The organism is Kitasatospora sp. NPDC004272, from assembly GCF_053603035.1.
Genome location: NZ_JBSGET010000017.1, coordinates 1 through 24,538 on the forward strand (window position 1 = coordinate 1; position 24,538 = coordinate 24,538).

Consider the following 24,538-nt stretch of genomic DNA (forward strand, 5'->3'; position numbering starts at 1 on the left):
CTCCCACCCAGCCGGGGCCGCGTCCGCCAGCGCTCGTTCGAGGAGCCGGAGCGTACGCATGTGGAACAACGTCTGCGGACTCACGAAAACCAGGCGGCGGGAGCCGGGGCCTTCTGCCGGTCCGGGCGGCTCAGCCCAGGCGCAGCAGGCGGGCGCCGATGGACGCCGGGGCCAGGTCGGACTGCAGGGTCACCGGGACCTCCACGCGGCCCTCGCCCTCGCCCGCCGAGAGCGTGCCGACCTGGGTGCCGGCCGCCAGGGTGTGGGCGATCTTCCCGATCGGGGTCAGGGTGACGTGCGCGGTGACGCCGTTCCAGCCCGCGACGGTCAGGTCCTTGGTCGCGACCACCGGCACCTTGCCGCCCACGCCGTCGTCCACGTAGCCGACCACCTCCCCCTGCTTGGCCAGGGTCTGCCCGGCCAGCGCGGACTGGGCGGCCACGTTGATCCGGTCGCTCGGCGGCTGGGCGGCCCGCACCAGGCTCATCTCCTCCTTGGTCTGCGGCTGGCCCAGCGTCACGCCCAGGACCATCCGCGGCACGCCGCCGATCTCCTTGACCGCCGCCCACATCAGGCAGGACTGCGCGGGCGTGGACGAGCCGGTCTTCACCCCGATGTTGCCGTTCCGGCCGAGCAGCGCGTTGGTGTTGTAGACCCGCTGCCCGTTGAACCGGGTGTCCGGCTCGGCGACGATCTGCCGGAAGATCTCGATCTGCATGACCTTCTCGGCCAGCTTCAGCTGGTCCTTCGCGGTCGACTTGGTGTCGTTGTTGTACCCGGCCGGGTCCGCGTAGGTGGTGTTGGTCATGCCGAGCTGCGCGGCGGTGGAGTTCATCTTCTTCAGGAACTCCTCCTCGCTGCCCGCGTCCCAACGGGCCAGCAGCCGGGCCACGTTGTTGGCCGACGGCAGCATCAGCATCTCCAGCGCCTCGTACTCGGTGAGCTGCTGGCCCTCGGTCAGCGTCACCGTCGACTCGTCGCCGTTGCTGGACTCCTGGGCGGCCTGCTTGTCCACCGTGAGCGTCGGGCCGCTCTCCCCCTTCTTCAGGGGGTGCGCCTGCAGGATCAGGTACGCGTTCATCACCTTGGTGACGGACGCGATCGGCACCGGCTTCTCCTCCCCCGACGCCCCCAGGCTGCCCACGCCCAGCACCTCGGCCGCGGCCTGCCCCCGGGTCGGCCACGGGATGTTCGGCTGCTCCCCGGCGAAGGTGAACGAGTCCGCCAGCGAGAGCTCCGCCTGCGGCGTCGGCAGCGGACGCAGCAACTGCGCCGCCACCACCACGCCCAGCACGAACGCCACGAAGACGCCCCAGATCGTCACCCGCTTCAACGCCCGCCGCAGCGGCGAGACCGGACGGGCGCTCAGCGCCTTGAGCGCCTCCATCGCCTCGATGGTGCTCTCCGGCCCGGGCGGCGGCGCGGCGGGCGCGGGCGCGGACGCGGACGGGGGCACGGGCGGGGGCACGGAGGCCGCGAGGGCGGCGGGCACGGACGGGGCGATCGACAGCGGCTTGGTCTTGGCCGGGGCCGGAACGGGCTCGGTCCTGGCCTCGGGCGCGGCCCCGGACTCACCCTCGGGCGCGGCCCCGGCGGCGCTCCCGGGGGCGGCGGTCGCGCCCTCCTTGGGCAGCCGCAGCATCACGGTCGGCTCGGGGCGGCCCTTGTCGACCCGCAGCGTCATGGTCGGCTCGGGCTTGGCGGCGGGCGCGTCCGCCTTCTCCTCCGCCTTCTCCGCGTCCGCGTCCGTCTCGTCCGCGTCGGCGTCCGCGTCCTCGGTCCGGGCGGGCAGCCGCAGCATCATCGTCGCCTGCGGACCGGCCGGAACGTCCGCCGGCTCCGACTCTTCGGCGTCCTCGGCGTCCTCGTCCTCGTCGGCCTCGGCCTCGGCCTGGGGCAGGTCGGTCAGCCGGAGCATCATAGTCGGCTCGGGCTTGGCGGCCGGCGCGGCCGCCTTCTCCTCCGCCCCGTCCTCGTCCTCGTCCGCCTCGTCCTCGTCCGCGTCCTCGGCCTGGACGGGCAGCCGCAGCATCATCGTCGCCTGCGGGCCCGCCGGAACGTCCGCCGGCTCCGGTTCCGACTCCGGCCCGGCGTCCTCCGCCTCCGCCTCTGCCGTCGCGTCCTCGTCCGTGTCCTCGTCCGCGTCCGCGTCCGGCTCCCCGGCGGGCGTCTCGGATTCCGGTGCGTCCTCGTCCCGCGGAGTGGGACGGGGGGTGGTGAGGGCGGCGCTGGACTCGGGGAGGTCCGCGGGGAGGCGGAGGTCGGTGGTGCGGGTGTCCGCATCGCGGACGCGCAGGTGGACGGTGCCGCTGCCCGCGGCGCTCTCGCCGGGTTCGCGCGGGGTCTCCTCGGTCTCGGCCGACCGCGTCTCGCCGTCTCGCCGCTCGCTCTGCGGGGACTCGCCCACGTAACCCACTCCTCCTCGTCCGCCCGGCACCGCCGGTCCGATCACACAAGCTGGTTTTTTTCGGGTGGGTTCTCGACCCGGCCCGGCACCTGTACAGTCTCCGGCACTGAGCCCGCGAAGGCCCGTCGCACCCCACCCGACCGGCGGTTTTCGCGCACGGCACGCGTTCTTTCCCGCTGGGACGCGGAGCCGTCGGACAACGGTTCCAGCGTGCCCGGGCAAGGTCACGATTCGGAGGCGTACTCGACAAGCCTGTGTGAGAGGCGTCACCCTGTCATTCATCCACGCGGGGAGGCTTGGATGGGCAGAGGCCGTCGAACCATTCCTGAGGAGCTCTTGTTGCTCGCGCTGGACCCGGCCACGGGTACCACCGCGCAGCCGCAGACCCTCGACCTCGGACTTGCCGGGGCGCAGCTCGTCGAGCTGTCCCTGGCCGGAAGGATAGTCCCGGACGGGGACCGGATCGCCGTGGTGGTACCACGGCCGACCGGTGACCCGACCCTTGACCACGCACTGGAACTACTGCGCCGGCGCGGAAGCCCGGTGCGCGCCGCGCACTGGATCGGCGGTCCGCGGCTCGGCCTGCGGCAGACGTACCTGGCGCACCTGGAGCGGTGCGGCATGGTGACCGCGGTACCCGGCCAGGTGTGCGGGGTGCTGCCGACGACGCGCTACCAGGCATCGGACGACTGCACCAACGCGGCGATCAAGCAGCGGCTGGACACGGCGATCCGCACCGGCGTGCCGCCGGACCCGCGGACGGCGGCGCTGGCGGCGCTGGCGCACGCGGTCGGCCTGGGCAAGCACCTGTACCCGGGCAACGAGGGACGCTCCTCGCGCTCCCGGCTGCGGGACCTGATCAGGTACGACCCGCTGGGCGGGATGGTGGCCCACGCGGTGATGGACGTGCAGAACGGTCTGCCCGCCCAGCAGCAGCAGGGCAGGTCGGCGCCCGCGGGTTCGCGCGGTCCGGCCGGTCGTCCCGCCGCCGCGGGGCGCAGTGTGGCCAGTCGGGTGGGCGCGCGATGAGCGGCGCACGCCGTTAGCGTTCGGTTCGGCAGGAGGGCGGGCGGCCCGGTGCGATGCACCGGACCGGCCGCCCTTCGGCGTTCCGGGGCGCGTCCGCCGGGCACCGCCCGGGGCCGGACGGTCCGTCAGGGGGCGTCTAGCGCACCGGACCCCCTTTATCGGGTAGGCGCGCCGAATGCAAGCGGGCGAATCCCGATTGAGCTATTTTCAAACGATCTGTTCTACTGCGCTGCCGCGATTCCCGGGCACGAACCGCAGTTGAAGTGGCATGCTGCTCAGCGTCAGGGGGGTTGGTACCAATTACCGCACTGTTGCCCGTAGTAGGGCCGGAGGTCGATGTGTCCGCCAGCGTGAATCCGACGGTTCGCCGCCGTAGGCTCGGTGCCGAACTGCGGCGTCTGCGCGAGCTCAGGGGGATGACCGCCGAAGAGGTGGCCGGCCGCCTGATGGTCTCCCAGTCGAAGATCAGTCGGCTGGAGAACGGCCGCCGCTCGATCAGCCAGCGCGACGTGCGCGACCTGTGCGACGTCTACGAGGTCGAGGACGAGCGGGTCCGCGCCGGGCTGATGGAGATGGCCAAGGAGTCGCGCCAGCGCGGCTGGTGGCACGAGTTCGGGGACATCCCGTACAGCGTGTACATCGGCCTGGAGGCGGAGGCGTCCTCGATCCGGGCCTACGAGTCCTCGTTCGTGCCGGGGCTGCTGCAGACCCGCGAGTACGCGGAGGCCGTGGTGGCGGGCACCCAGCCGGACACCGACCCGACCGCGATCCGCCGCCGGGTGGACGTCCGGCTGAAGCGGCAGCACCGGATCCACGGCGAGGACCAGTTGGGCAGTCTGTGGGTCGTCATAGACGAGGCCGTGCTGCGCCGCCAGGTCGGCGGAAAGGCCGTGATGGCCGAGCAGTTGCGGCAACTCGTCGAGTTGGGCGAGCGGGCGAACATCAACCTGCAGGTGATCCCGTTCTCGCACGGCTCCCACCCCGGCATGACCGGGACATTCTCCTTGCTGGAGTTCCCGGAGTCAGCGGATTCCACGGTCGTCTACTTCGAAGGAGTGACGAGCGATCTCTACCTGGAGAAGGACGCCGACGTCCGCCGCTATACCAATCTCTACGACCACTTGAGGGCCGCGGCGCTGAGCGTCGTGGAGAGCCGGTCGATGATCATCGACATCGCAGAGGAGTTCATGAAATGAGCAAGGCCACCGAGAGCCTTACCTGGCGCAAGAGCAGCTACAGCGGGGGCAACGGCGCCTGCGTAGAGATCGCGCTGCCGGGTTCGGCCTCGATCGCGGTCCGGGACTCCAAGGACCCGAAGGGCCCGCAGTTGCGCTTCACCGGCGCGTCCTGGGCGGCGTTCGCCACGGCGGCCGGTGCGGGCCGCTTCGGCGAGGTCTGAGCCTTCCCACCGCCATGTGAGGGTGCCCGCCCCCGGCCCGAGACGAAGGTGCCCGCGCGGCGGGCACCTTCGCGTCCGGCACCTTCGCGTCCGGCACCTTCGCGTCCGGCGTCAGCTCCCGCTCGGCGCGGGGTAGCGGTCGGACCAGGCTCCGGTGCCGTGCAGTTCGGGGCCGTGCAGCAGTTCCAGCACCAGGTCGTCGGCGAGTTCCAGGATGGCGCCGCGGCCCTCGACCTCGGCCAGCAGTTCCGGCGGGAGGGCGGTCTCGCCGTGCAGGGCGCCCAGCAGGTTGCCGCAGATCGAACCGGTGGAGTCGCTGTCGCCGGAGTGGTTGACGGCCAGCAGCAGGCCGCTGCGGACGTCCTCGGCGACCAGCGCGCAGTACAGGCCGATGGCGAGCGCCTCCTCGGCCACCCAGCCCTCGCCGAGCTCCTCGACCCGCTCGGGGGACGGCGCCCCGGCCCGGACGGCGTCCAGCGCGGCGCGCAGCGCGGCGGTGGTCTCCTCGTGTCCGGCGCGCTCGGAGAGCAGGGCCAGCGCCAGGTGCACGCCCTCCTCCAGGGTGCCGCCGCGGGCCACCGCGTGGACGATCACCGCGAACGCCCCGGCGGACAGGTAGCCGGTGGGGTGGCCGTGGGTCAGCACCGAGCACTCGACGGCGAGCTGGAAGACCAGGGCCGGGTCCCAGGCGGTGAGCAGGCCGAACGGGGCGGCCCGCATCACGGTGCCGCAGCCCTTGGAGGCCGGGTTGCGCGGCTCCTCGACGGTGGGCAGCGGCCCGTTCTCGGTGCCGGCCAGGCCGGACAGGCAGGCCTGGCCGGGGGCGCGGCGGGCGTACAGCCACTCCTCGCGGCCGAGCCAGCCCAGGTCCTCGCGGCGCTCGTCCGGGCCCCAGGCCTGCTGGGTGGCGTACCAGCGCAGGTAGGCGCGGTGCACGTCGGACGGCGGGTGCCAGGCGCCGCCGTCGCGGCTGATGTGGGAGCGGATCAGGCCGTCGACGGTGAACAGGGTCATCTGGGTGTCGTCGGTGATCGCGCCGCGCCGCCCGTAGGCGGGGACGTAGCCGGTCACCCCGGCCTCGCCGTGCGCCGCGCGGATCTGGTCCAGCTGCTCGAACTCGATGCCGCCGCCGAGGGCGTCGCCGATCGCCCCGCCGAGCAGACAGCCCCGGACCCGGCTGCGGAAGTCCTGCTGCTGGGCGCGTGACCACAGAGGCATCACGAGGCGGAACCCTTTCGGTCGGTGGCACGGTCGGGCGCCCGGGGCGGGTGCTCGGGCAGTAGACGCACCTTATTCGAAGAGTCGCGCGAAAAGGCGGTCCGCACCGAACATCGATTCGTTCAGCCGTCCTTGGCCGGGCCGACATCCGCAGGTCACCGGGCACCTGGTCGGTGTGCCTACGGTCGGCGTCCATGAGCTCCCCCCGCACCCGGCTGATCGCCGCGGCCGCCCTCACCGCCGCGCTGACCGTCACCGTTCCCGCCCTCGCCACCCCCGCGCTCGCGGCCCCGTCCGCCAACTCGGCGCGGCACTCGGCGCACGCGATCCCGTTCACCGCCGCCACCGCCGTGCAGCGGGCCGACGGCAGCTTCGCCCTCAGCTGGACCGCCCCCGGCGCCCGGCACGTCACCGTGTACGCGGGCACCGACCCGGAGCACGTGGCGCACCGCCGGGCCGTCGCCTCCGGCGCGGGCAGCGCCACCGTGACCGTCTCCGGGCTCGGCGCGGCCGACCGCTGGTACTTCGAGCTGGTGCCGGACCGGGGCGCGCCGCTGGTCGTCGCCGACCGCTCGCTGCACCTGGCCTCCGCCCCCAACTTCCGCGACCTGGGCGGCTACCGGACCGCGGACGGCCGCTGGGTGAAGCTCGGGCAGGTGTACCGCTCGGACGACCTGTCCAAGCTGACCGACGAGGACCTGGCCAAGCTGCGCCGGCTGGGCGTCCGGACCGTCTTCGACCTGCGCACCCCGGCCGAGCGGCAGGCCGCCCCGGACCGGCTCCCGGCGGGCGCGAAGTCGATCGCCGCGAACGTGCTGGGCGCCGCCGACACCGGCCAGTTCGACGTCACCAGTCCGCAGGCCGCCGTCGACATGATGATCCTCGGCGAGCGGACCATGGTCTCCGCCGACAGCGCCCGCGCCGCCTACGCGCAGCTGCTGGGCGCCGCCGACGACCGCGGCGCGGTGCTGTTCCACTGCACCGCGGGCAAGGACCGCACCGGCTGGGGCGCGGCCGCCCTGCTCACCGCGCTCGGCGTGCCGCAGGAGACCGTGCGGGCCGACTACCTGGCGTCCAACACCTACCGGGCGCAGGCCAACGCGGCCGCCCTGGCCCAGCTGCCGCCCGCCTACCAGGCGGTGTACCAGCCGCTGCTGGACGTCCGCCCCGAGTACCTGGCCGCGGGCTTCGACGAGGTGCGGGCCCGTTACGGCAGCTTCGACGCCTACTTGAGGAAGGGCCTGGGCGTGGACGCGGAGCGGCTGCGCCGCAACCTGCTGGTCGGCTAGTCGGCCAGCGGCAGCAGCCGGGGCAGGTGCCCGTCGGAGGCCAGCGCGGCGGCGCGGCGCTCGGCGGGCACCTCGCCGTACAGGGTGGTGCGCTGCCGGGCCGGGCGGCCGGCCAGGGCGGCGATCGCCTCCAGGTCGCGGACCGACTTGTAGGAGCCCCAGGAGGAGCCCGCCATCCGGGAGATGGTCTCCTCCATCAGCGTGCCGCCGAGGTCGTTGGCGCCGCTGCGGAGCATCTCGGCGGCGCCCTCGGCGCCCAGCTTCACCCAGCTGGTCTGGATGTTGGTGATGTGCGGGTGCAGCAGCAGCCGGGCCATCGCGGTGACCGCCCGGTTGTCGCGGGCGGTCGGGCCGGGCCGGGCGATGCCCGCCAGGTAGACCGGCGCGTTGGTGTGCACGAACGGCAGCGTGACGAACTCGGTGAACCCGCCGGTGCGCTGCTGGAGCCCGGCAAGCAGCCGCAGGTGGCCGAGCCAGTGCCTCGGGGTGTCGACGTGGCCGTACATCATCGTCGAGGAGGAGCGGATGCCCAGCTCGTGCGCGGCGGTGACCACCTCGACCCAGGTCGCGGCGGGCAGCTTGCCCTTGGTGAGGATCCAGCGGACCTCGTCGTCGAGGATCTCCGCGGCGGTGCCGGGGATCGAGTCCAGTCCGGCCTCCTGCGCGGCGGCCAGCCAGTCGCGGACCGACAGGCCGGTGCGGGTGGCCCCGTTGACCACCTCCATCGGCGAGAAGGCGTGCACGTGGATGCCGGGCACCCGCTCCTTCACGGCCCGGGCGATGTCGAAGTACGCGGTGCCCGGCAGGTCCGGGTGGATGCCGCCCTGCATGCACACCTCGGTCGCGCCGACCTGCCACGCCTGCTCGGCCCGCTCGGCGACCTGCTCCAGCGAGAGGGTGTAGGCGTCGGCGTCGGTGCGGCGCTGGGCGAAGGCGCAGAACCGGCAGCCGGTGTAGCAGACGTTGGTGAAGTTGATGTTCCGGGTGACGCAGTAGGTGACGTCCTCGCCGACGGTGTCGCGGCGCAGTTCGTCGGCGATCCGGGTGAGCGCGTCCAGGGCGTCGCCGTCGGCGTGGAACAGGGCCAGGGCCTGGTCGTCGGTCAGCCGGGTCGGGTCGTCGGCGGCGGTGGAGAGCGCGGAGCGCACGTCCGCGTCGATCCGGCGGGGGGCGGGCAGCGCGGCCCGTTCGCGCAGCGACTCCCAGTCGCCGTAGACGTCGTCGAAGTCGGTGCGGCGGTCGCCGGTGCGGCCCTCGGTGTCGACGGTGCGGAACAGGTCGGTGCGGCCGCCGCCGGTCATCGGCTCGTCCGGCTCCTGCCAGGGCAGGCCGACCGGGGTCCGGCCCTCGACGGCCAGGCCGGTGGCCGGGTCGGCCAGCGCCCGGACGTGCGGCAGCAGGCGCGGGTCCAGCCAGGGCTCGCCGCGCTTGAGGTACTCGGGGTAGATCGTCAACCGCTCGCGCAGCGCGAACCCGGCGGCGGCGGTGCGTTCGGCCAGCTCTTCGACGTGCGGCCAGGGGCGTTCCGGGTTGACGTGGTCGGGCGTCAGCGGGGAGACGCCGCCCCAGTCGTCGATGCCCGCGCCGATCAGCAGCGCGTACTCCTCGTCCACCAGGTTCGGCGGGGCCTGGATCCGGGCGGACGGGCCGAGCACCAGCCGGGCCACCGCCACCGCCGCGGCCAGCTCGGACAGCTCGGCGTCCGGCATGGCGCGCATCGCGGTGTCCGGCTTGGCCCGGAAGTTCTGCACGATCACCTCCTGCACGCCCTGGTAGGCGCGGGAGACCGAGCGGATCGCCAGCAGCGACTCGGCCCGCTCCTCGTAGGTCTCGCCGATGCCGATCAGCACGCCGGTGGTGAACGGCACCGCGCTGCGCCCGGCGTCCTCCAGCACCCGCAGCCGGACGGCCGGCTCCTTGTCGGGCGAGCCGTGGTGCGGGCCGCCGGGCTCCGACCAGAGGCGGACGGCGGTGGTCTCCAGCATCATGCCCATCGACGGGGCGACCGGCTTGAGCCGCTGGAAGTCCGTCCAGGACAGCACGCCCGGGTTGAGGTGCGGCAGCAGCCCGGTCTCCTCCAGCACCCGCACGGCCATCGCCCGCACGTACGCCAGGGTGTCGTCGTAGCCGTGCGCGTCCAGCCACTCGCGGGCCTCCGGCCAGCGGGTCTCGGGGCGGTCGCCGAGCGTGAACAGGGCTTCCTTGCAGCCGAGTTCGGCGCCCTTGCGGGCGATGTCCAGCACCTCGTCCGGGGACAGGTACATCCCGTGCCCGTCCTTGCGGAGCTTCCCGGGGACGGTGGCGAAGGTGCAGTAGTGGCAGCGGTCCCGGCACAGCCGGGTGAGCGGGACGAACACCTTGCGCGAGTACGTGATGACGCCCGGGCGGCCCGCCTGCTCCAGGCCCGCGTCCCGGAGCCGGGCGGCGGTCGCGCACAGCTCGGCGAGGTCCGCGCCGCGGGCCTGCAGCAGCACCGCGCCCTCCGCCGCGTCCAGCGCCACGCCGTCCCTGGCCCGGCGCAGCGCCCGCCGCATCGCGGTCGCGGTCGGGGCGGCGGGCACGGACGCGGCCGGGGGCACGGACGGGGACTGAGGGCTCATGGGCCCGACCCTACGCGAGAGGCGTAGCCCCGTGGGACTACCCGACCCTGACGGCGTCTCAGGGTCGCCGCGCGCCGGATGCGACGCGAGGCGTACCCGGATCTGCTGCCCCCGGGCGACGCCCGCACGGCCCGGACGGCTTCTAATGGACGGTGACAGCGCACAGGCACTCGATCAGGGGGCGGTCATGGACCACGACTCCACCGCAGCACAGGACACGGCGCCGATCCGCATCGCACCGCCCGAGCCGACCGCGCCGGGCACCCGGCCCCCGAAGCGGCGCGCCGCCGTCCGGGTGGGCGTGCCGGTGGCCGTGGCCGCCGCCGTCGCCACCGGCATCGGCCTGGTGCCCGCGCTCGCCAGCGACGAGGCGCCCGACCTGCCCGCGATCAGCGCCCAGGACCTCGTCGCCAAGGCCCTCGCGGCGGACACCGACACCTTCTCCGGCACCGTCCGGATCAGCGCCGACCTCGGCCTGCCCACCGCCCTCACCGACGCCGCGGGCGGCTCCGGGCCGCTCGGGCGGCTGGCCCGCGGCGCCGGCGCGGAGGTCGGCGGCGCCGCCCCGCAGCTGAAGGCCGTCGAACTGCTCGGCGGCTCGCACACCCTGAGCGTCGCCGCGGACGGGCCCGACCGGCAGAAGGTCGTCCTGACGGGCGACGGCTCCGGGTACGAGCTCCTCCACGACGGCACCCAGCTGTGGGCCTACGACCGCGCCTCCCGGCAGGCGCTGCACTACACCGCCCCCGCGGCCGCCGGGCCCGAACGCCCCTCCGGGATCGACTCCTTCACCCCGCAGGAGGTCGCCGGGCGCTTCCTCGCGCAGTCCTCGGCGACCACCGACGTCACCGTCAGCGGCACCGAGCGGGTCGCCGGGCACGACGCGTACCGGCTCAGCGTCAAGCCGAAGCAGGCCGGCTCCACCATCCAGGAGGTGCGGATCTCGATCGACGCGGAGAAGGGCGTGCCGCTGGCCGTCCAGGTCCGCACGGTGGACGGCGCGACCGCGCTCGACGTCCGCTTCGGCACCCTCTCCTACGCCAAGCCCGACGCCGGGACGTTCCGGTTCGCCGCCCCCAAGGGCACCGAGGTCACCGAGGCCGGCGCCGACGCGTTCTCGGCCGGCCCGCTCTCCTCCGCCCTGCCCGAGCGCCCCGCCGCGAACGACGGCGGCGCCGCCGCGATCGGCGAGGGCTGGACCACGGTCCTGCACGGCGACGCGGGCGCCGACGCTGCGGGGGCCCTCGCCAAGTTCGCCGGCCGCCACGTCGACGGCGGCACCCTGGTCTCCACCCGCATCGTCAACGCCCTGGTCACCGACGACGGCCGGATCTACCTCGGCGCGGTCACCCCGGAGACGCTGCAGAAGGCCGCCCGCAACTGAGAACGGCGGGAGAGCCCCCGGTTTCGCTTCCCTCCGCTACCGGGCTTGCGTGGAGGCCGCCGCCAGGGCGAGGGCCGGGAGGTCGGCGGGGGGCACCAGGAAGAGCGGGGACCAGCTCGCGGTGACCAGGCGGACGCCCGCGGTCAGGCCGTGCAGGCGGGCCCGGTGGGAGTGGCGCAGTTCGACCCGGTCGAGGCGGTAGGGCGGGAGGAGGTCGACGGGTTCGCCCCCGGCGGGCTGCCAGCGGATCACCGCGGGGAGGCCGGGCGGCCGGACGATGCGCAGTTCCCCGCCCTGCGACCCGCAGGCTTCCCGTCGCACCGCGGGAACGCGGCGGAGCTGGGGCCGGGCGAGGTGCACCATCGGAGTTCCTCCCGCGCGCCGGGACAGCTGCGGCCGGGTCGCGCAGCACGGACGTTAGCAGTCCGGGAGTCCGGTTGAGGAGATCCCGAGGAGGCGTTCTTCACCGGTGCCGCGCCCCTGACCCGCCGGCCGTCCCCGGCCCTTGACGCGGGCTCGGGGCGGACGGTGGGATGGTGGGCCGCCGCGGACCGTTCGTCCGCCGTTCGCCCGCCCGTTCGTCCGACCCCGCTGGGAGTGCCGTGCCGATCCGCCGCCGCCGGGTGCTGCTGGGTGCCCTGGCCGCCCTGGGCACCACCGCGCTGGCCAGGTACGGGTCGGCGGCGGCGAGCCCGGCGGAGGGGCCCTCGGGCCTGCTGGAGGTCTCCACCGACTGGACGTCGGGGCCGGAGCGCAACGGCCTGCAGGCGCTGCTGGCGGCGTTGAAGGGCAGTGCCCCGAACGTCACCTTCGTCGCCGGGGACGGCTCCAACCCGTCCGGCACGGACCTCGCGGCGCGGCTGGCCGACGGCCCGCCCCCGGACAGCTTCCGGTGTTCCGGCGGCGCCGAACTCGCCGAGCTCGCAGCCCACTTGGAGCCACTGGACGCCCGGGCCGGGGCCCGCGGCTGGAGCTCGGCGCTGCCCGCGGCCCTGCTGCCCAGGCTGCGTCCGGGCGGGGCCCTGCTGGCCGTCGCGGCCGGGGCCCGGCGCACCAACCTGCTGTGGAGCAACCCGCAGGTGCTGGCCGGGGCCGGGGCCGGCGTCCCGCCCCGGGACGCCGCCGCGCTGCTGGACCGGCTGCGGCGGGTCGCCGCCACCGGCGCCGTCCCGCTCGCCGTCGGCGGCCCCGTCGAGGTGCTGCACCTGGCCGAGCACGCCCTGCTGGCCGCGCACGGCCCGGACGCCTTCACCGCCCTCTGGCAGCCCGGCGGCCCCTGGCGGGCGCCCGCCACCGGCGAGGCGCTGCGCACCCTGGACGCGCTGCTGGCGCTCGCCGCGCCGCCCGCCCCGGACGCGGACTGGACCGACGCGGCCCGGCTGCTCGGCACCGGCCGGGCCGGGTACCTGTTCACCGGGGACTGGGCGGACGGCTGGCTGCGCGAGGACCTCGGCCTGCGTCCGGGCACCGACTACGGCTGGAGCGCCGCCCCCGGCACCGAGGGCCTGTTCCAGTCCCGCGTCGACGCCTTCGCGCTGCCGCGCGGGGCCCGCAACCGCTCCGGCGCGCTGGCCTGGCTGGACGTGTGCGCCGGGCTCGACGGCCAGGTCGCGCTGAACGGCGCCCGCAGCGCCGTGCCCGCCCGCACCGACCTGGCCGACCCGACCCGGGCCCTGTTCGGCCCGTACGCCCGCTGGTCGCTGGACGAGTGGCGCACCCGCCGCCCGGTCGACTCGCTCACCCACGGCGGCCTGCTCGCCCCCCGCCGCCGGGCCGCCGCGGTGGCGGCCGCGCGCGAGTTCACCGGGCACCGCGACGGCACCCGGCTGGCCCGCGAGCTGGCCGCGCTCTGATCCCCGGCCCGGCGAGCGCTCGGCCGGCGACCGCTCAGCCGGCGACCGGGACGGGGACCGGCACCCGCCGGCGCTCGGCCCGGATCCGGCGCAGCGCGTCCGCGCTCAGCACCACCAGGGCCACCCAGACCAGGGCGAAGCCCGCCCAGCGGGCCGGGGCCATCGTCTCGTGGAACACCGCGACGCCGATCAGGAACTGCGACACCGGCGCCAGGTACTGCAGCAGCCCGAGCGTGGTCAGCGGCACCCGCAGCGCCGCCGCGCCGAAGCACATCAGCGGCACCGCCGTGATCACCCCGCTCAGCACCAGCAGCGCGCTGTGGCCCCAGCCGCCGGCGAGGAAGCTGCCCTCGCCGCGCAGGCCCAGGTAGACCAGGAACACCAGCGCGAACGGGAACATCACCGCGCTCTCCACCGCGAGGCTCTCCGCGCCGCCCAGGCCCACCTTCTTCTTGATCAGGCCGTAGGTGGCGAACGAGAACGCCAGGGCCAGCGCGATCCACGGCGGCCGGCCGTAGGCCACCGTCAGCACCAGGACGGCCCCGGCGCCCACGCCGACCGCCGCCCACTGGGCCGGGCGCAGCCGCTCGCGCAGCACCAGCACCCCGAAGGCGATCGTCACCAGCGGGTTGATGAAGTAGCCGAGGCTGGTCTCCACCACGTGCCCGGAGTTCACGCCCCAGATGTAGACGCCCCAGTTGATCGAGACGGTGACGGCGGCCAGCGCCAGCAGTGCCAGTCGGCGGGGCTGGCGCAGCAGCGGCCGCACCCACGCCCAGTGGCGGCGCACCAGCAGCATCGCGGCGACCGCGACCAGTGACCACACCATCCGGTTCGCCAGGATGTCGACCGCTCCGGCGGGCTCCAGCAGCGGCCAGAACAGCGGGAAGAGCCCCCACATCCCGTACGCCGCGAAGCCGTTCCAGAGTCCGACCCTGGCCTCCCGCGAACCCTCCGCCATGGCCTGCCCTTCACCCGCACGCTGTCGTGTCATCCGAAAGGTAGCGGCCCGCGCGCGGCGATGTCATCTCCTAATTCGGATATCGCTCCTGACATGGGGCGAAATGCCGGGGCCCGGGGGACGGTCGTCCCCCGGGCCCCGGCGCGGGGTGCTCGGCCCCGCTACGCCTCCACCGTCCAGGTGCTGGACCCGGCCAGCAGCCGGCCCAGGTCGCCGCGGCCGCGCTGCTCCTCGGCCCGGGCGAGCTGCTCGGTCATCAGGGTGTCGTAGACCGGGCGGGCCACGTCGCGCAGCACGCCGATCGGGGTGTGGTGCAGGGTGTCCGCGTCGGCCAGCCGGGTCAGCGCGAAGGCGGTGGCCGGGCTGGCCGCGTGGGCGTCGTGGACGATCGCGGTGCCCTCGGAGCGGGGGGCGATCCGCAGTTCGCCGTCCGCGTCGCGCACCACGTGCCGTTCGGCGCCGACCAGCACCGGCTGCCCGTGCTCCAGCCGGATCAGCGCCTCGTCGCGGGTGCCCGGCTCCTTGAGGACCTCGAAGGCGCCGTCGTTGAAGATGTTGCAGTTCTGGTAGATCTCCACCAGCGCGGTGCCCTCGTGCCGGGCGGCGGCCCGCAGCACCGACTGCAGGTGCTGCCGGTCGGAGTCGACGGTGCGGGCCACGAAGCCGGCCTCGGCGCCGATCGCCAGCGAGAGCGGGTTGAACGGGGCGTCCAGCGAGCCCATCGGCGTCGACTTGGTGATCTTGCCGACCTCGCTGGTGGGCGAGTACTGGCCCTTGGTCAGCCCGTAGATCCGGTTGTTGAACAGCAGGATCTTCAGGTTGACGTTGCGGCGCAGCGCGTGGATCAGGTGGTTGCCGCCGATCGAGAGCGCGTCGCCGTCACCGGTGACCACCCACACCGACAGGTCGGGGCGGGAGGCAGCCAGGCCGGTGGCGATCGCCGGGGCGCGGCCGTGGATCGAGTGCATCCCGTAGGTGTTCATGTAGTACGGGAAGCGCGAGGAGCAGCCGATCCCGGACACGAAGACGGTGTTCTCGCGCCGGATGCCCAGCTCCGGCATGAAGGACTGGACGGCCGCCAGGATCGCGTAGTCGCCGCAGCCCGGGCACCAGCGCACCTCCTGGTCGGTCTTGAAGTCCTTCGCGGACTGCGGGCCGTCCGCCTTGGGGACCAGGCGCAGGGCGGGGAAGTCGGTCATCGGGTCTCCTCCGCGTCGAGGCTGCCGAGCGCGGCGTGCAGCACGTCGGCGAGTTGGGCGGCCTTGAACGGCAGGCCGCGGACCTGGTTGTAGGACTGGGCGTCGACGAGGTACTTGGCGCGCAGCAGCAGGGCGAGCTGGCCGAGGTTCATCTCGGGGACGATCACCCGCTCGTAGCGTTCCAGCACCGCACCGAGGTTGGCCGGGAACGGGTTGAGGTGGCGCAGGTGGGCCTGGGCGACCCGGCCGCCGTCGGCCCGGACCCGGCGCACCGCGGCGGTGATCGGGCCGTAGGTGGAGCCCCAGCCGAGCACCAGGACGCGGGCCGCGCCGCTCGGGTCGTCGACCTCGACGTCGGGGACGGAGATGTTGTCGACCTTGGCCTGCCGGGTGCGCACCATAAAGTCGTGGTTGGCCGGGTCGTAGGAGATGTTGCCGGTGCCGTCCTGCTTCTCGATGCCGCCGATCCGGTGCTCCAGGCCCGGCGTGCCGGGCACCGCCCACGGGCGGGCCAGCGTGTGCGGGTCGCGCTGGTAGGGGCGGAAGCTGCCGTCCGGGCCGTTCGGCTCGGTGGCGAACTCGACTCGCAGGTCCGGGAGTTCGTCGACCTCCGGGAGCTTCCACGGCTCGGAGCCGTTGGCCAGGTAGCCGTCCGAGAGCAGGAACACCGGGGTGCGGTAGGTGAGCGCGATCCGGGCCGCGTCCAGTGCCGCGTCGAAGCACTCGGCGGGCGTCGCGGGCGCCACGATCGGCACCGGGGCCTCGCCGTTGCGGCCGAACATCGCCTGCAGCAGGTCGGCCTGCTCGGTCTTGGTCGGCAGGCCGGTGGACGGGCCGCCGCGCTGGATGTCGACCACCAGCAGCGGCAGTTCCAGCGACACCGCCAGGCCGATGGTCTCCGACTTCAGCGCCACGCCCGGGCCGGAGGTGGTGGTCACGCCCAGCGCGCCGCCGAACGCCGCGCCCAGTGCCGCGCCGATGCCGGCGATCTCGTCCTCGGCCTGGAAGGTCCGGACGCCGAAGTCCTTGTGCTTGGACAGCTCGTGCAGGATGTCCGAGGCCGGGGTGATCGGGTACGAGCCGAGGAACACCGGCAGGCCGGAGCGCTCCCCCGCGGCGACCAGGCCGTAGGAGAGCGCCAGGTTGCCGGAGATGTTGCGGTAGGTGCCGGGGGCGAGCTTGGCGGGCGGCACCTCGTAGGAGACCGCGAAGTCCTCGGTGGTCTCGCCGAAGTTCCAACCGGCCCGGAACGCCGCCACGTTGGCCTCGGCGATCTCCGGCTTCTTGGCGAACTTCTGCCGCAGGAACAGCTCGGTGCCGTGGGTGGGCCGGTGGTACAGCCAGGACAGCAGGCCGAGCGCGAACATGTTCTTCGCCCGCTCGGCGTCCTTGCGGGCCAGGCCGCTCTCCTTGAGCGCCTCCAGGGTCAGCGTGGTCAGCGGCACCGGGTGCAGCCGGAACGCCTCCAGCGAGCCGTCCTCCAGCGGGGAGGCGGCGTAGCCGACCTTCGCCAGCGCCCGCTTGGTGAACTCGTCGGTGTTGACGATGATCTCCGCGCCGGCCGGCAGGTCCGTCAGGTTGGCCTTCAGCGCCGCCGGGTTCATCGCCACCAGCACGTCGGGCGCGTCGCCCGGGGTGAGGATGTCGTGGTCGGCGAAGTGCAGCTGGAAGCTGGAGACGCCCGGCAGGGTGCCTGCGGGGGCCCGGATCTCGGCCGGGAAGTTCGGCAGCGTGGAGAGGTCGTTGCCGAACGCCGCCGTCTCCGAGGTGAACCGGTCGCCGGTGAGCTGCATGCCGTCGCCCGAGTCCCCCGCGAAGCGGATGATCACCCGGTCCAGCCGCCGGATCGGCTTGGCCGCCCGTCCGGACGCCGGCCCGGACGCCGGCCGGGCCGGCACGGCCGGGCCGTCGCCGTCCGAGCCGTCCACTGCTTCTGACTGATCGACCTGACTGGTCACTGCCGCGGACCTCCTGTCGGGGAGCCAGCAGCGGGCGTGAGCCGGTGTGCCCCCGTCCGCCTGGTGCACCGAGGGCATCCTAAGCGGGCGGGGCACGGCTGGAGGGGAACTCGCGCAGAGCGTTCCGGCGGCCGGGGCGGGGTCAGGACTCCAGGTAGGCGAGGACCGCGAGAACCCGCCGGTGATCGCCCTGGCTCTGGCTCAAACCCAATTTCTGGAAGATGTTCGACACGTGCTTCTCGACCGCCCCGTCCGACACCACCAGTTGCTTGGCGATCGCCGCGTTGGTCCGGCCCTCCGCCATCAGCCCCAGCACCTCGCGCTCACGGGGCGTCAGACCGGCCAGCGTGTCGACCTGGCGGCTGCGGCTGAGCAGTTGCTGCACCACCTCCGGGTCGAGCGCGGTGCCGCCGTCGGCGACCCGGGCCACCGCGTCGACGAACTCGCGAACCTCGGCCACCCGGTCCTTGAGCAGGTAGCCCACCCCGCGGGTGGAGCCGGCCAGCAGTTCGCTCGCGTACTGCTCCTCGACGTGTTGGGAGAGCACCAGCACCCCCAACCGCGGGTAGCGGCCGCGCAGTTCCACGCAGGCCCGGACGCCCTCGTCGGTGTGCGTCGGCGGCATCCGGACGTCCGCCACGACGACGTCGGGCAGGGCGCCCGCGCCGTGCAGCTCGTCGATCGTCCGCACCAGGGCGGCGCCGTCCCCGACCCCCGCCACGACCTCCATCCCACGGTCCGTCAGCAGCCGTGTCAGCCCCTCCCGGAGCAGCACGGAGTCCTCGGCGATCACCACGCGCAACATGGCACAGACCCTAGCGCGCGCCGGACCGGGAGCCGGACCGCGGCCGCTACATGGTGCGGATCGCCACCGTGTCGCAGAGCTCCTGCAGGGCGGCCTTCGCCGGGCAGTCGGGCAGCGGGTCGAGCAGCGCCCGGGCCTCCTCGGCGTAGCGCAGCGTGTCGCGGCGGGCCCGCTCCAGCGCCGGGTGGCGGCGCAGCAGGCGCAGCGCCTCGGCGTGCGCGGCGTCGTCGGCGGCCAGGTCGGTGTCGAGCAGTTCGCGCAGCCGGGCGTCCTCGGGGTCCGCCGGGTCGGCGGGCAGCTGGCGCAGCACCAGCACCGGCAGGGTGGGGACGCCCTCGCGCAGGTCGGTGCCGGGGGTCTTGCCGGACTCGTGGCCGTCGCTGGCGACGTCCAGGACGTCGTCGGCGAGCTGGAAGGCGGTGCCGATCCGCTCGCCGTACTGGGTGAGCAGGTCGACGATCCAGCGCTCGGCGCCGGCCATCAGGGCGCCGAAGCGGCAGGCCACCGCGATCAGCGAGCCGGTCTTGCCGGAGATGACGTCCAGGTAGTGGTGCAGCGGGTCGTCCTCGGGGCGCGGCCCGGCGGTCTCCAGGATCTGGCCGGTGACCAGGCGCTCGAAGGCGTCGGACTGGATCCGGACGGCCTCGGTGCCGAGGTCGGAGAGCACCTGCGAGGCGCGGGAGAACAGGAAGTCGCCGGTGAGGATGGCCACCGAGTTGTCCCACCGGCTGTTGGCGCTGGGCGCGCCGCGCCGCACCGGGGCCTCGTCCATCACGTCGTCGTGGTACAGCGTCGCGAGGTGGGTCAGCTCGACCACCACCGCGGAGGGCACCACGCCGGGCGCCGCGGGGTCGCCGAACTGCGCGGCGAGCATCACCAGCAGCGGCCGGAACCGCTTGCCCCCGGCCTCGATCAGGTGGCTGGCGGTCACCGTGATGAAGGGCACGTCGCTCTTGACGGCCTCGATCAGGGCGGCCTCCACGGCCTCCATCCCCGCCTGGACGTCACGGGTCAGATCGCGGTCCTGCACGCTCAGCCCGAAGGGCCCCACGACGGTCACGCTGACCACTCCTGTCCCTGGTCGATCCAGCGGGCCGGTCCCTCAGCCTCGCCGATGCACATACAAGGCAGCGTATCCGGTCCGGAGTGGATCACTGCACGGGCATGGGCCCGACTTCCCTGGTGGCGGGAGGTGGGCCGTGGGCGATCCCGGCCGCACCGCTCCACGGCTCCGGCCCCCGCCCGGTGCGGGCGGGGGCCGGAGCCGGTCGGAGCCGGTCGGAGCGGGTTCAGCGGGTGAAGAGGGCGGCCTTGGAGGCCAGGTCGAGGAAGTACTGCGGGAGCAGGCCCAGACCCAGGGTGACCAGCACGCCCACGCCGATCGCGGTCGCGGTGAGCGGGCTGGGCACGGCCACCGCGGGCCCGGAGGGCTGCGGGTCGGAGAAGAACATCAGCACGATGACCCTGATGTAGAAGAACGCGGCCACCGCCGAGGACAGCACGCCGACGATGACCAGCGGGGTGGCCCCGCCCTCGGCCGCGGCCTGGAAGACCGCGAACTTGCCGGTGAACCCGGAGGTCAGCGGAATGCCCGCGAAGGCCAGCAGGAACAGCGCGAACACCGCCGCCAGCAGCGGCGAACGGCGGCCCAGACCGGCCCAGTTGGACAGGTGGGTGGCCTCGCCCTTGGAGTCCCGCACCAGGGTGACCACGGCGAACGCGCCGAGCGTCACGAAGGAGTAGGCCAGCAGGTAGAACAGCACCGCCGCCACGCCGCGCCGGTCGGTGGCGATCAGGCCGGTCAGGATGAAGCCGGCGTGCGCGACCGAGGAGTACGCAAGCAGCCGCTTCACGTCCTGCTGGGTGATCGCCAGGATCGCGCCGACCGCCATGGTGAGGATCGCCACACCCCACATCACGGGCCGCCAGTCCCAGCGCACGCCGGGGAAGGCCACGTAGAACAGCCGCAGCAGGGCGCCGAACGCGGCGGTCTTGGTGGCGGCCGCCATGAAGCCGGTGACCGGCGTCGGGGCGCCCTGGTAGACGTCCGGCGTCCAGGAGTGGAACGGCACCGCGCCGACCTTGAACAGCAGGCCGACGGCCAGCATGGCCAGGCCGATCAGCAGCAGCGCGTCGTTCTGGGTGGTGACGGCCAGCGCCGGGGTGACCTGGGAGACCCCGGAGACCACGTCGGCGATCTCGCCGAACTGCAGCGAGCCCGCGTAGCCGTACACCAGGGCGGTGCCGAACAGGAAGAACGCCGAGGCGAACGCGCCGAGCAGGAAGTACTTGACGGCCGCCTCCTGCGAGATCAGCCGGCGGCGCCGGGCGAGCGCGCACATCAGGTACAGCGGGAGGGAGAGCACCTCCAGCGCCACGAACATGGTCAGCAGGTCGTTCGCGGCCGGGAAGAGCAGCATGCCGCCGACCGCGAACAGGGTCAGCGGGTAGATCTCGGTGGTGCGCAGGCCCTCGCGGACCGCGTCGCGCTCCTGCTCGCCCCCGGGGACGGCCGCGGCCTGGGCGGCGAACGCGTCCACCCGGTGCCCGTTGATCCGCGGCTCCAGCCGGCCCTCCGCGTAGGTGAGCACGGCCAGCACCGCGGTCAGCAGGATCACGCCCTGCAGGAACAGCGCGGGGCCGTCGATGGCGACCGCGCCCATCGCCAGCAGGCCGGACTTGGTGGTGGCGTGGCCCTGGGCGGCCAGCACCAGCACGGCCGCGAAGGCGCCGCCCAGGCCCAGCAGCGACACCCCCAACTGGGCCGAGGCGCGGGCCCGGCGGGGCAGGAACGCCTCCAGCAGCACGCCGACCAGGGCGGCGCCGAACACCACCAGCATCGGCGAGAGCTGCCCGTACTCGATGTGCGGGGCGGGGATGCTCGGGCCGCTGCCGTTGGCGGCGGCCAGCGCGTGGACGGGCATCACTTCTGCTCACCTCCGTTGGTGGCGGCGACCGGGTGGGCCGGCGCGGGGTCGGTGCGGTGGACCTGGCTGAGGGTGTCGTTCACGGCCGGGTTCACCAGGTCGGTGAGCGGCTTCGGGTAGACGCCGAGCAGCAGGGTCAGGGCCACCAGCGGGGCGACGACGGCCAGTTCGCGGGCCTTCAGGTCCTTGACGCCCTCGACGCCGGCCTTGACCGGGCCGGTCATGGTGCGCTGGTACAGCAGCAGCGCGTACAGCGCGGCCAGCACGATGCCGAAGGTCGCCACGATCCCGATCGCCGGGTAGCGGCTGAAGGTGCCGACCAGGACCAGGAACTCGCTGACGAACGGGGCCATGCCGGGCAGCGACAGCGTCGCCAGGCCGCCGATCAGGAAGGTGCCGGCCAGCACCGGGGCGACCTTCTGCACGCCGCCGTAGTCGGCGATCAGCCGGGAGCCGCGGCGGGAGATCAGGAAGCCCGCCACCAGCATCCACGCGGCGGTGGAGATGCCGTGGTTGACCATGTAGAGCGTGGCGCCGGACTGGCCCTGGCTGGTCATCGCGAAGACGCCCAGGATGATGAACCCGAAGTGCGAGATGGACGCGTAGGCGACCAGCCGCTTGATGTCCTTCTGGCCGATCGCGACCAGCGCGCCGTAGACGATGCCGACCAGCGCCAGCACCATGATCACCGGAGCGAAGGTCTTCGACGCGTCCGGGAACAGGCCCAGGCAGAACCGCAGCATCGCGAAGGTGCCGACCTTGTCGACCACCGCGGTGATCAGCACGGCCGTCCCGGCGGTGGACTCGCCCATCGCGTTCGGCAGCCAGGTGTGCAGCGGCCACATCGGGGCCTTCACCGCGAAGGCGAAGAAGAAGCCGAGGAACAGCGCCCGCTGCGCGTTCGGGTCGATCACCAGCTTGCCGGAGGAGATCGCGTCGGTCAGCGCGGTCAGGCTGAACGTCGCCTGCCCCTGGTCGGCGGCCACCACGTACAGGCCGATCACGGCGGCCAGCATGACCAGGCCGCCGAGCAGGTTGTACAGCAGAAACTTGACGGCCGCGTAGGAGCGCTGGCGGTCCGAGTCGGGGCCGCCGGCCCGGTCGCCGAAGCCGCCGATCAGGAAGTACATCGGGATCAGCATGGCTTCGAAGAACACGTAGAACACAAAGACGTCGGTGGCCAGGAAGGACACCAGCACCATCGCCTCGACGGCCAGGATCAGCGCGAAGAACGCCTGGGTGCGCCGCTTGGACTCGAACGAGCCCTCCGGGGTGGAAGGGTCCGCGTCGTGCCAGCCGGCCAGCATCACCAGCGGCACCAGCACGGCGGTCAGCAGCACCAGGGCGGTGCCGATGCCGTCCGCGCCCAGCGAGAAGCTGATCCCGAAGGAGCGGATCCAGGAGTGGGACTCGGTCAGCTGGTAGCGGTCGCCGCCGGTCTCGAAGGAGGCGGCGATCGCGGCGGCCAGGCCGAGGGTGAGGACGGAGACCGCCAGCGCGACGGTCTTGGCGGTGCGCCGCCGGGACTCGGTGGTCCCGGCCGGGAGGGCGGCGGTGAGCACCGCTCCGGCGGCCGGGACGGCACAGGTGGCGGAGAGGAGGTAGCTCATCAGACCGACCTCATCAGGAGAGTGGAGGCGACCAGCACCAGCGTGCCGCCGAACATGGAGAGCGCGTACGTGCGGACGTAGCCGGTCTGGATCCGGCGCAGCCGACCGGAGATCCCGCCGATCGCCGCGGCCAGGCCGTTGACGAAGCCGTCCAGGCCCCGGCTGTCGAACCAGACCAGGGTGGCGGCCAGCGCGGTGCCGGGACGGACCAGGACGGCGTGGTTGAAGTCGTCCTGCAGCAGGTCGCGGCGGGCGGCCCGGGTGAGCAGCGAGCCGACCGGCGCCTTGACCGGGACGGGGCTGCGTCCGTACATCTGCCAGGCCAGGGCGGCGCCCGCCAGCATGCAGACGGTGGCGAGGCCGGTGACGGTCCACGGGCTCAGCGGGGAGTCGCCCTCGGCGTGGCCGGTGACCGGCTCCAGCCAGTGCAGGAAGGAGCTGCCGTAGACGAACAGGCCGCCGGCGAAGACCGAGCCGAAGGCCAGCACGATCATCGGGACGGTCATCGACTTCGGGGACTCGTGCGGGTGCGGGTCGTTGCCCTCAGCGTCGGGCTGCCAGCGCTTCTCGCCGAAGAAGGTCAGCACCATCACCCGGGTCATGTAGAACGCGGTGATCGCGGCGCCGAGCAGGGCGCACAGGCCGAGGATCCAGCCCTCGGTGCCGCCCTTGGCGAACGCCGCCTCGATGATCTTGTCCTTGGAGAAGAAGCCGGACAGGCCCGGGAAGCCGATGATCGCCAGGTAGCCGAGGCCGAAGGTGGCGAAGGTGACCGGCATGTACTTCCGCAGGCCGCCGTAGTGCCGCATGTTCACCTCGTCGTTCATGCCGTGCATGACCGACCCGGCGCCGAGGAACATCCCGGCCTTGAAGAAGCCGTGGGTGACCAGGTGCATGATCGCGAAGGCGTAGCCGATCGGGCCCAGGCCCGCCGCCATGATCATGTAGCCGATCTGCGACATGGTCGACCCGGCCAGCGCCTTCTTGATGTCGTCCTTGGCGCAACCGACGACCGCACCGAACAGCAGCGTCACCGCACCGACCACCACCACGGCGGTCTGCGCGTCCGGCGCCAGGTTGAAGATCGCGCCGGAGCGGACGATCAGGTAGACGCCCGCGGTGACCATGGTGGCCGCGTGGATCAGGGCCGAGACCGGAGTCGGGCCCTCCATCGCGTCGCCCAGCCAGGACTGCAGCGGCACCTGCGCCGACTTGCCGCAGGCCGCCAGCAGCAGCATCAGGCCGATCGCGGTGAGCTTGCCCTCACTCGCGTCGCCCGCGGTGGCGAACACCGGCCGGAAGGCGAAGGACCCGAACTCGACGAACATCAGCATGATCGCGATGGACAGGCCCATGTCGCCGACCCGGTTGACGATGAACGCCTTCTTGGCGGCCGTCGCGGCGCTCGGCTTGTGCTGCCAGAACCCGATCAGCAGGAAGGACGCGAGGCCCACGCCCTCCCAACCGACGTACAGCAGCAGGTAGTTGTCGGCCAGCACCAGCACCAGCATGGCGGCCAGGAACAGGTTCAGGTAGGCGAAGAAGCGGCGGCGGCGCTCGTCGTGCGCCATGTAGCCCACCGAGTACAGGTGGATCAGCGTGCCGACGCCGGTGATCAGCAGCACGAAGGTGATCGAGAGCTGGTCGAGCTGGAAGGCCACATCGGCCTGGAAGCCGTCCACCGGGATCCAGCTGAACAGCCGCTCGGTGACGGCGCGCTGCTCGGCCTCCCGGCCGAGCATGTCCGCGAACAGGGCCAGGCCGAAGGCGAAGGAGAGCGCGGCCAGGGCCGTCGCGATCCAGTGCCCGAACCGGTCCAGGGCGCGGCCGCCGAGCAGCAGCAGGGCAGCGCCGGCCAGCGGCGCCGCGACCAGCAGCGGAATGAGAGAGTTCACTGAA

General features: G+C 73.5%; 18 protein-coding genes. 6 read left to right on the plus strand and 12 right to left on the minus strand.

Going from position 1 to position 24,538, the window contains the following annotated elements; all coding sequences use genetic code 11:
• Positions 1-130 precede the first annotated feature (130 nt).
• Positions 131-2,407 carry a serine hydrolase gene (locus tag ACWEO5_RS08025; protein ID WP_452161200.1) on the minus strand — a complete coding sequence of 759 codons (2,277 nt, stop codon included), beginning with the start codon at positions 2,405-2,407 and terminating at the stop codon, positions 131-133.
• Positions 2,408-2,707: 300 nt separating this feature from the next.
• On the opposite strand from ACWEO5_RS08025, the gene ACWEO5_RS08030 reads away from it, so the two are divergent.
• The 3 genes from ACWEO5_RS08030 (at position 2,708) to ACWEO5_RS08040 (ending at position 4,835) form a co-directional block, all read left to right on the plus strand.
• Positions 2,708-3,436 (plus strand): GOLPH3/VPS74 family protein, encoded by a 729-nt coding sequence (locus ACWEO5_RS08030; protein WP_285736124.1) that lies wholly within the window; start codon positions 2,708-2,710, stop codon positions 3,434-3,436.
• 338 nt (positions 3,437-3,774) lie between these two features.
• Positions 3,775-4,632: a helix-turn-helix domain-containing protein gene (locus ACWEO5_RS08035; RefSeq protein ID WP_452161202.1), complete on the plus strand. Its 858-nt coding sequence runs from the start codon at positions 3,775-3,777 to the stop codon at positions 4,630-4,632.
• Entirely contained in the window at positions 4,629-4,835 is a 207-nt protein-coding gene (locus ACWEO5_RS08040; protein WP_452161204.1) for a DUF397 domain-containing protein, read from the plus strand. Before ACWEO5_RS08035 ends, ACWEO5_RS08040 begins: the two co-directional genes overlap by 4 nt.
• 111 nt (positions 4,836-4,946) lie before the next feature.
• Here the strand turns inward: ACWEO5_RS08040 and ACWEO5_RS08045 are convergent, their stop codons facing one another.
• Positions 4,947-6,053, minus strand: coding sequence for an ADP-ribosylglycohydrolase family protein (locus tag ACWEO5_RS08045; protein ID WP_452161206.1), 1,107 nt, complete (start codon positions 6,051-6,053; stop codon positions 4,947-4,949).
• A 194-nt stretch (positions 6,054-6,247) separates the two neighbouring features.
• On the opposite strand from ACWEO5_RS08045, the gene ACWEO5_RS08050 reads away from it, so the two are divergent.
• Positions 6,248-7,342 (plus strand): tyrosine-protein phosphatase, encoded by a 1,095-nt coding sequence (locus ACWEO5_RS08050; protein ID WP_452161208.1) that lies wholly within the window; start codon positions 6,248-6,250, stop codon positions 7,340-7,342.
• On the opposite strand, the gene ACWEO5_RS08055 is transcribed toward ACWEO5_RS08050, so the two are convergent.
• Positions 7,339-9,942: a bifunctional FO biosynthesis protein CofGH gene (locus ACWEO5_RS08055; RefSeq protein ID WP_452161210.1), complete on the minus strand. Its 2,604-nt coding sequence runs from the start codon at positions 9,940-9,942 to the stop codon at positions 7,339-7,341. The genes ACWEO5_RS08050 and ACWEO5_RS08055 overlap by 4 nt on opposite strands.
• Before the next feature lie 187 nt (positions 9,943-10,129).
• Here ACWEO5_RS08055 and ACWEO5_RS08060 point away from each other — a divergent pair, with 187 nt between their 5' ends.
• The gene (locus ACWEO5_RS08060) at positions 10,130-11,326 is read left to right on the plus strand and encodes a LolA family protein (protein ID WP_452161212.1); all 1,197 of its coding nucleotides are present in this window, start codon (positions 10,130-10,132) and stop codon (positions 11,324-11,326) included.
• 36 nt (positions 11,327-11,362) lie between these two features.
• On the opposite strand, the gene ACWEO5_RS08065 is transcribed toward ACWEO5_RS08060, so the two are convergent.
• On the minus strand, positions 11,363-11,689 hold the full coding sequence (locus ACWEO5_RS08065; RefSeq protein ID WP_452161214.1) for a hypothetical protein: 327 nt from the start codon (positions 11,687-11,689) through the stop codon (positions 11,363-11,365).
• A 239-nt stretch (positions 11,690-11,928) separates the two neighbouring features.
• Between ACWEO5_RS08065 and ACWEO5_RS08070 the strand changes: the two genes are divergently transcribed.
• Entirely contained in the window at positions 11,929-13,179 is a 1,251-nt protein-coding gene (locus ACWEO5_RS08070) for an extracellular solute-binding protein (protein WP_452161216.1), read from the plus strand.
• 34 nt (positions 13,180-13,213) lie between these two features.
• Here ACWEO5_RS08070 and rarD read toward each other — a convergent pair whose 3' ends face one another.
• The 8 genes from rarD to nuoL all read right to left on the minus strand — a co-directional run bounded on the left by rarD (position 13,214) and on the right by nuoL (position 24,534).
• A complete protein-coding gene (gene rarD, locus ACWEO5_RS08075; RefSeq protein ID WP_452161319.1) occupies positions 13,214-14,140 on the minus strand; it encodes an EamA family transporter RarD in 927 nt (308 codons plus the stop codon).
• Between the two features lie 161 nt (positions 14,141-14,301).
• Positions 14,302-15,339: a 2-oxoacid:ferredoxin oxidoreductase subunit beta gene (locus ACWEO5_RS08080; protein WP_452161218.1), complete on the minus strand. Its 1,038-nt coding sequence runs from the start codon at positions 15,337-15,339 to the stop codon at positions 14,302-14,304.
• Positions 15,336-17,237 (minus strand): 2-oxoacid:acceptor oxidoreductase subunit alpha, encoded by a 1,902-nt coding sequence (locus tag ACWEO5_RS08085; RefSeq protein WP_452161321.1) that lies wholly within the window; start codon positions 17,235-17,237, stop codon positions 15,336-15,338. Before ACWEO5_RS08085 ends, ACWEO5_RS08080 begins: the two co-directional genes overlap by 4 nt.
• A gap of 202 nt (positions 17,238-17,439) precedes the next feature.
• Positions 17,440-18,102 (minus strand): LuxR C-terminal-related transcriptional regulator, encoded by a 663-nt coding sequence (locus ACWEO5_RS08090; protein ID WP_452161220.1) that lies wholly within the window; start codon positions 18,100-18,102, stop codon positions 17,440-17,442.
• 46 nt (positions 18,103-18,148) lie between these two features.
• Positions 18,149-19,162 (minus strand): polyprenyl synthetase family protein, encoded by a 1,014-nt coding sequence (locus tag ACWEO5_RS08095; RefSeq protein ID WP_452161222.1) that lies wholly within the window; start codon positions 19,160-19,162, stop codon positions 18,149-18,151.
• A gap of 229 nt (positions 19,163-19,391) precedes the next feature.
• The gene (gene nuoN / locus ACWEO5_RS08100; RefSeq protein ID WP_452161224.1) at positions 19,392-21,026 is read right to left on the minus strand and encodes an NADH-quinone oxidoreductase subunit NuoN; all 1,635 of its coding nucleotides are present in this window, start codon (positions 21,024-21,026) and stop codon (positions 19,392-19,394) included.
• A complete protein-coding gene (locus tag ACWEO5_RS08105) occupies positions 21,026-22,639 on the minus strand; it encodes an NADH-quinone oxidoreductase subunit M (protein ID WP_452161226.1) in 1,614 nt (537 codons plus the stop codon). The genes nuoN and ACWEO5_RS08105 overlap by 1 nt, the downstream gene beginning before the upstream one ends.
• On the minus strand, positions 22,639-24,534 hold the full coding sequence (gene nuoL / locus ACWEO5_RS08110; RefSeq protein WP_452161228.1) for an NADH-quinone oxidoreductase subunit L: 1,896 nt from the start codon (positions 24,532-24,534) through the stop codon (positions 22,639-22,641). The genes ACWEO5_RS08105 and nuoL overlap by 1 nt, the downstream gene beginning before the upstream one ends.
• Positions 24,535-24,538 lie beyond the last annotated feature (4 nt).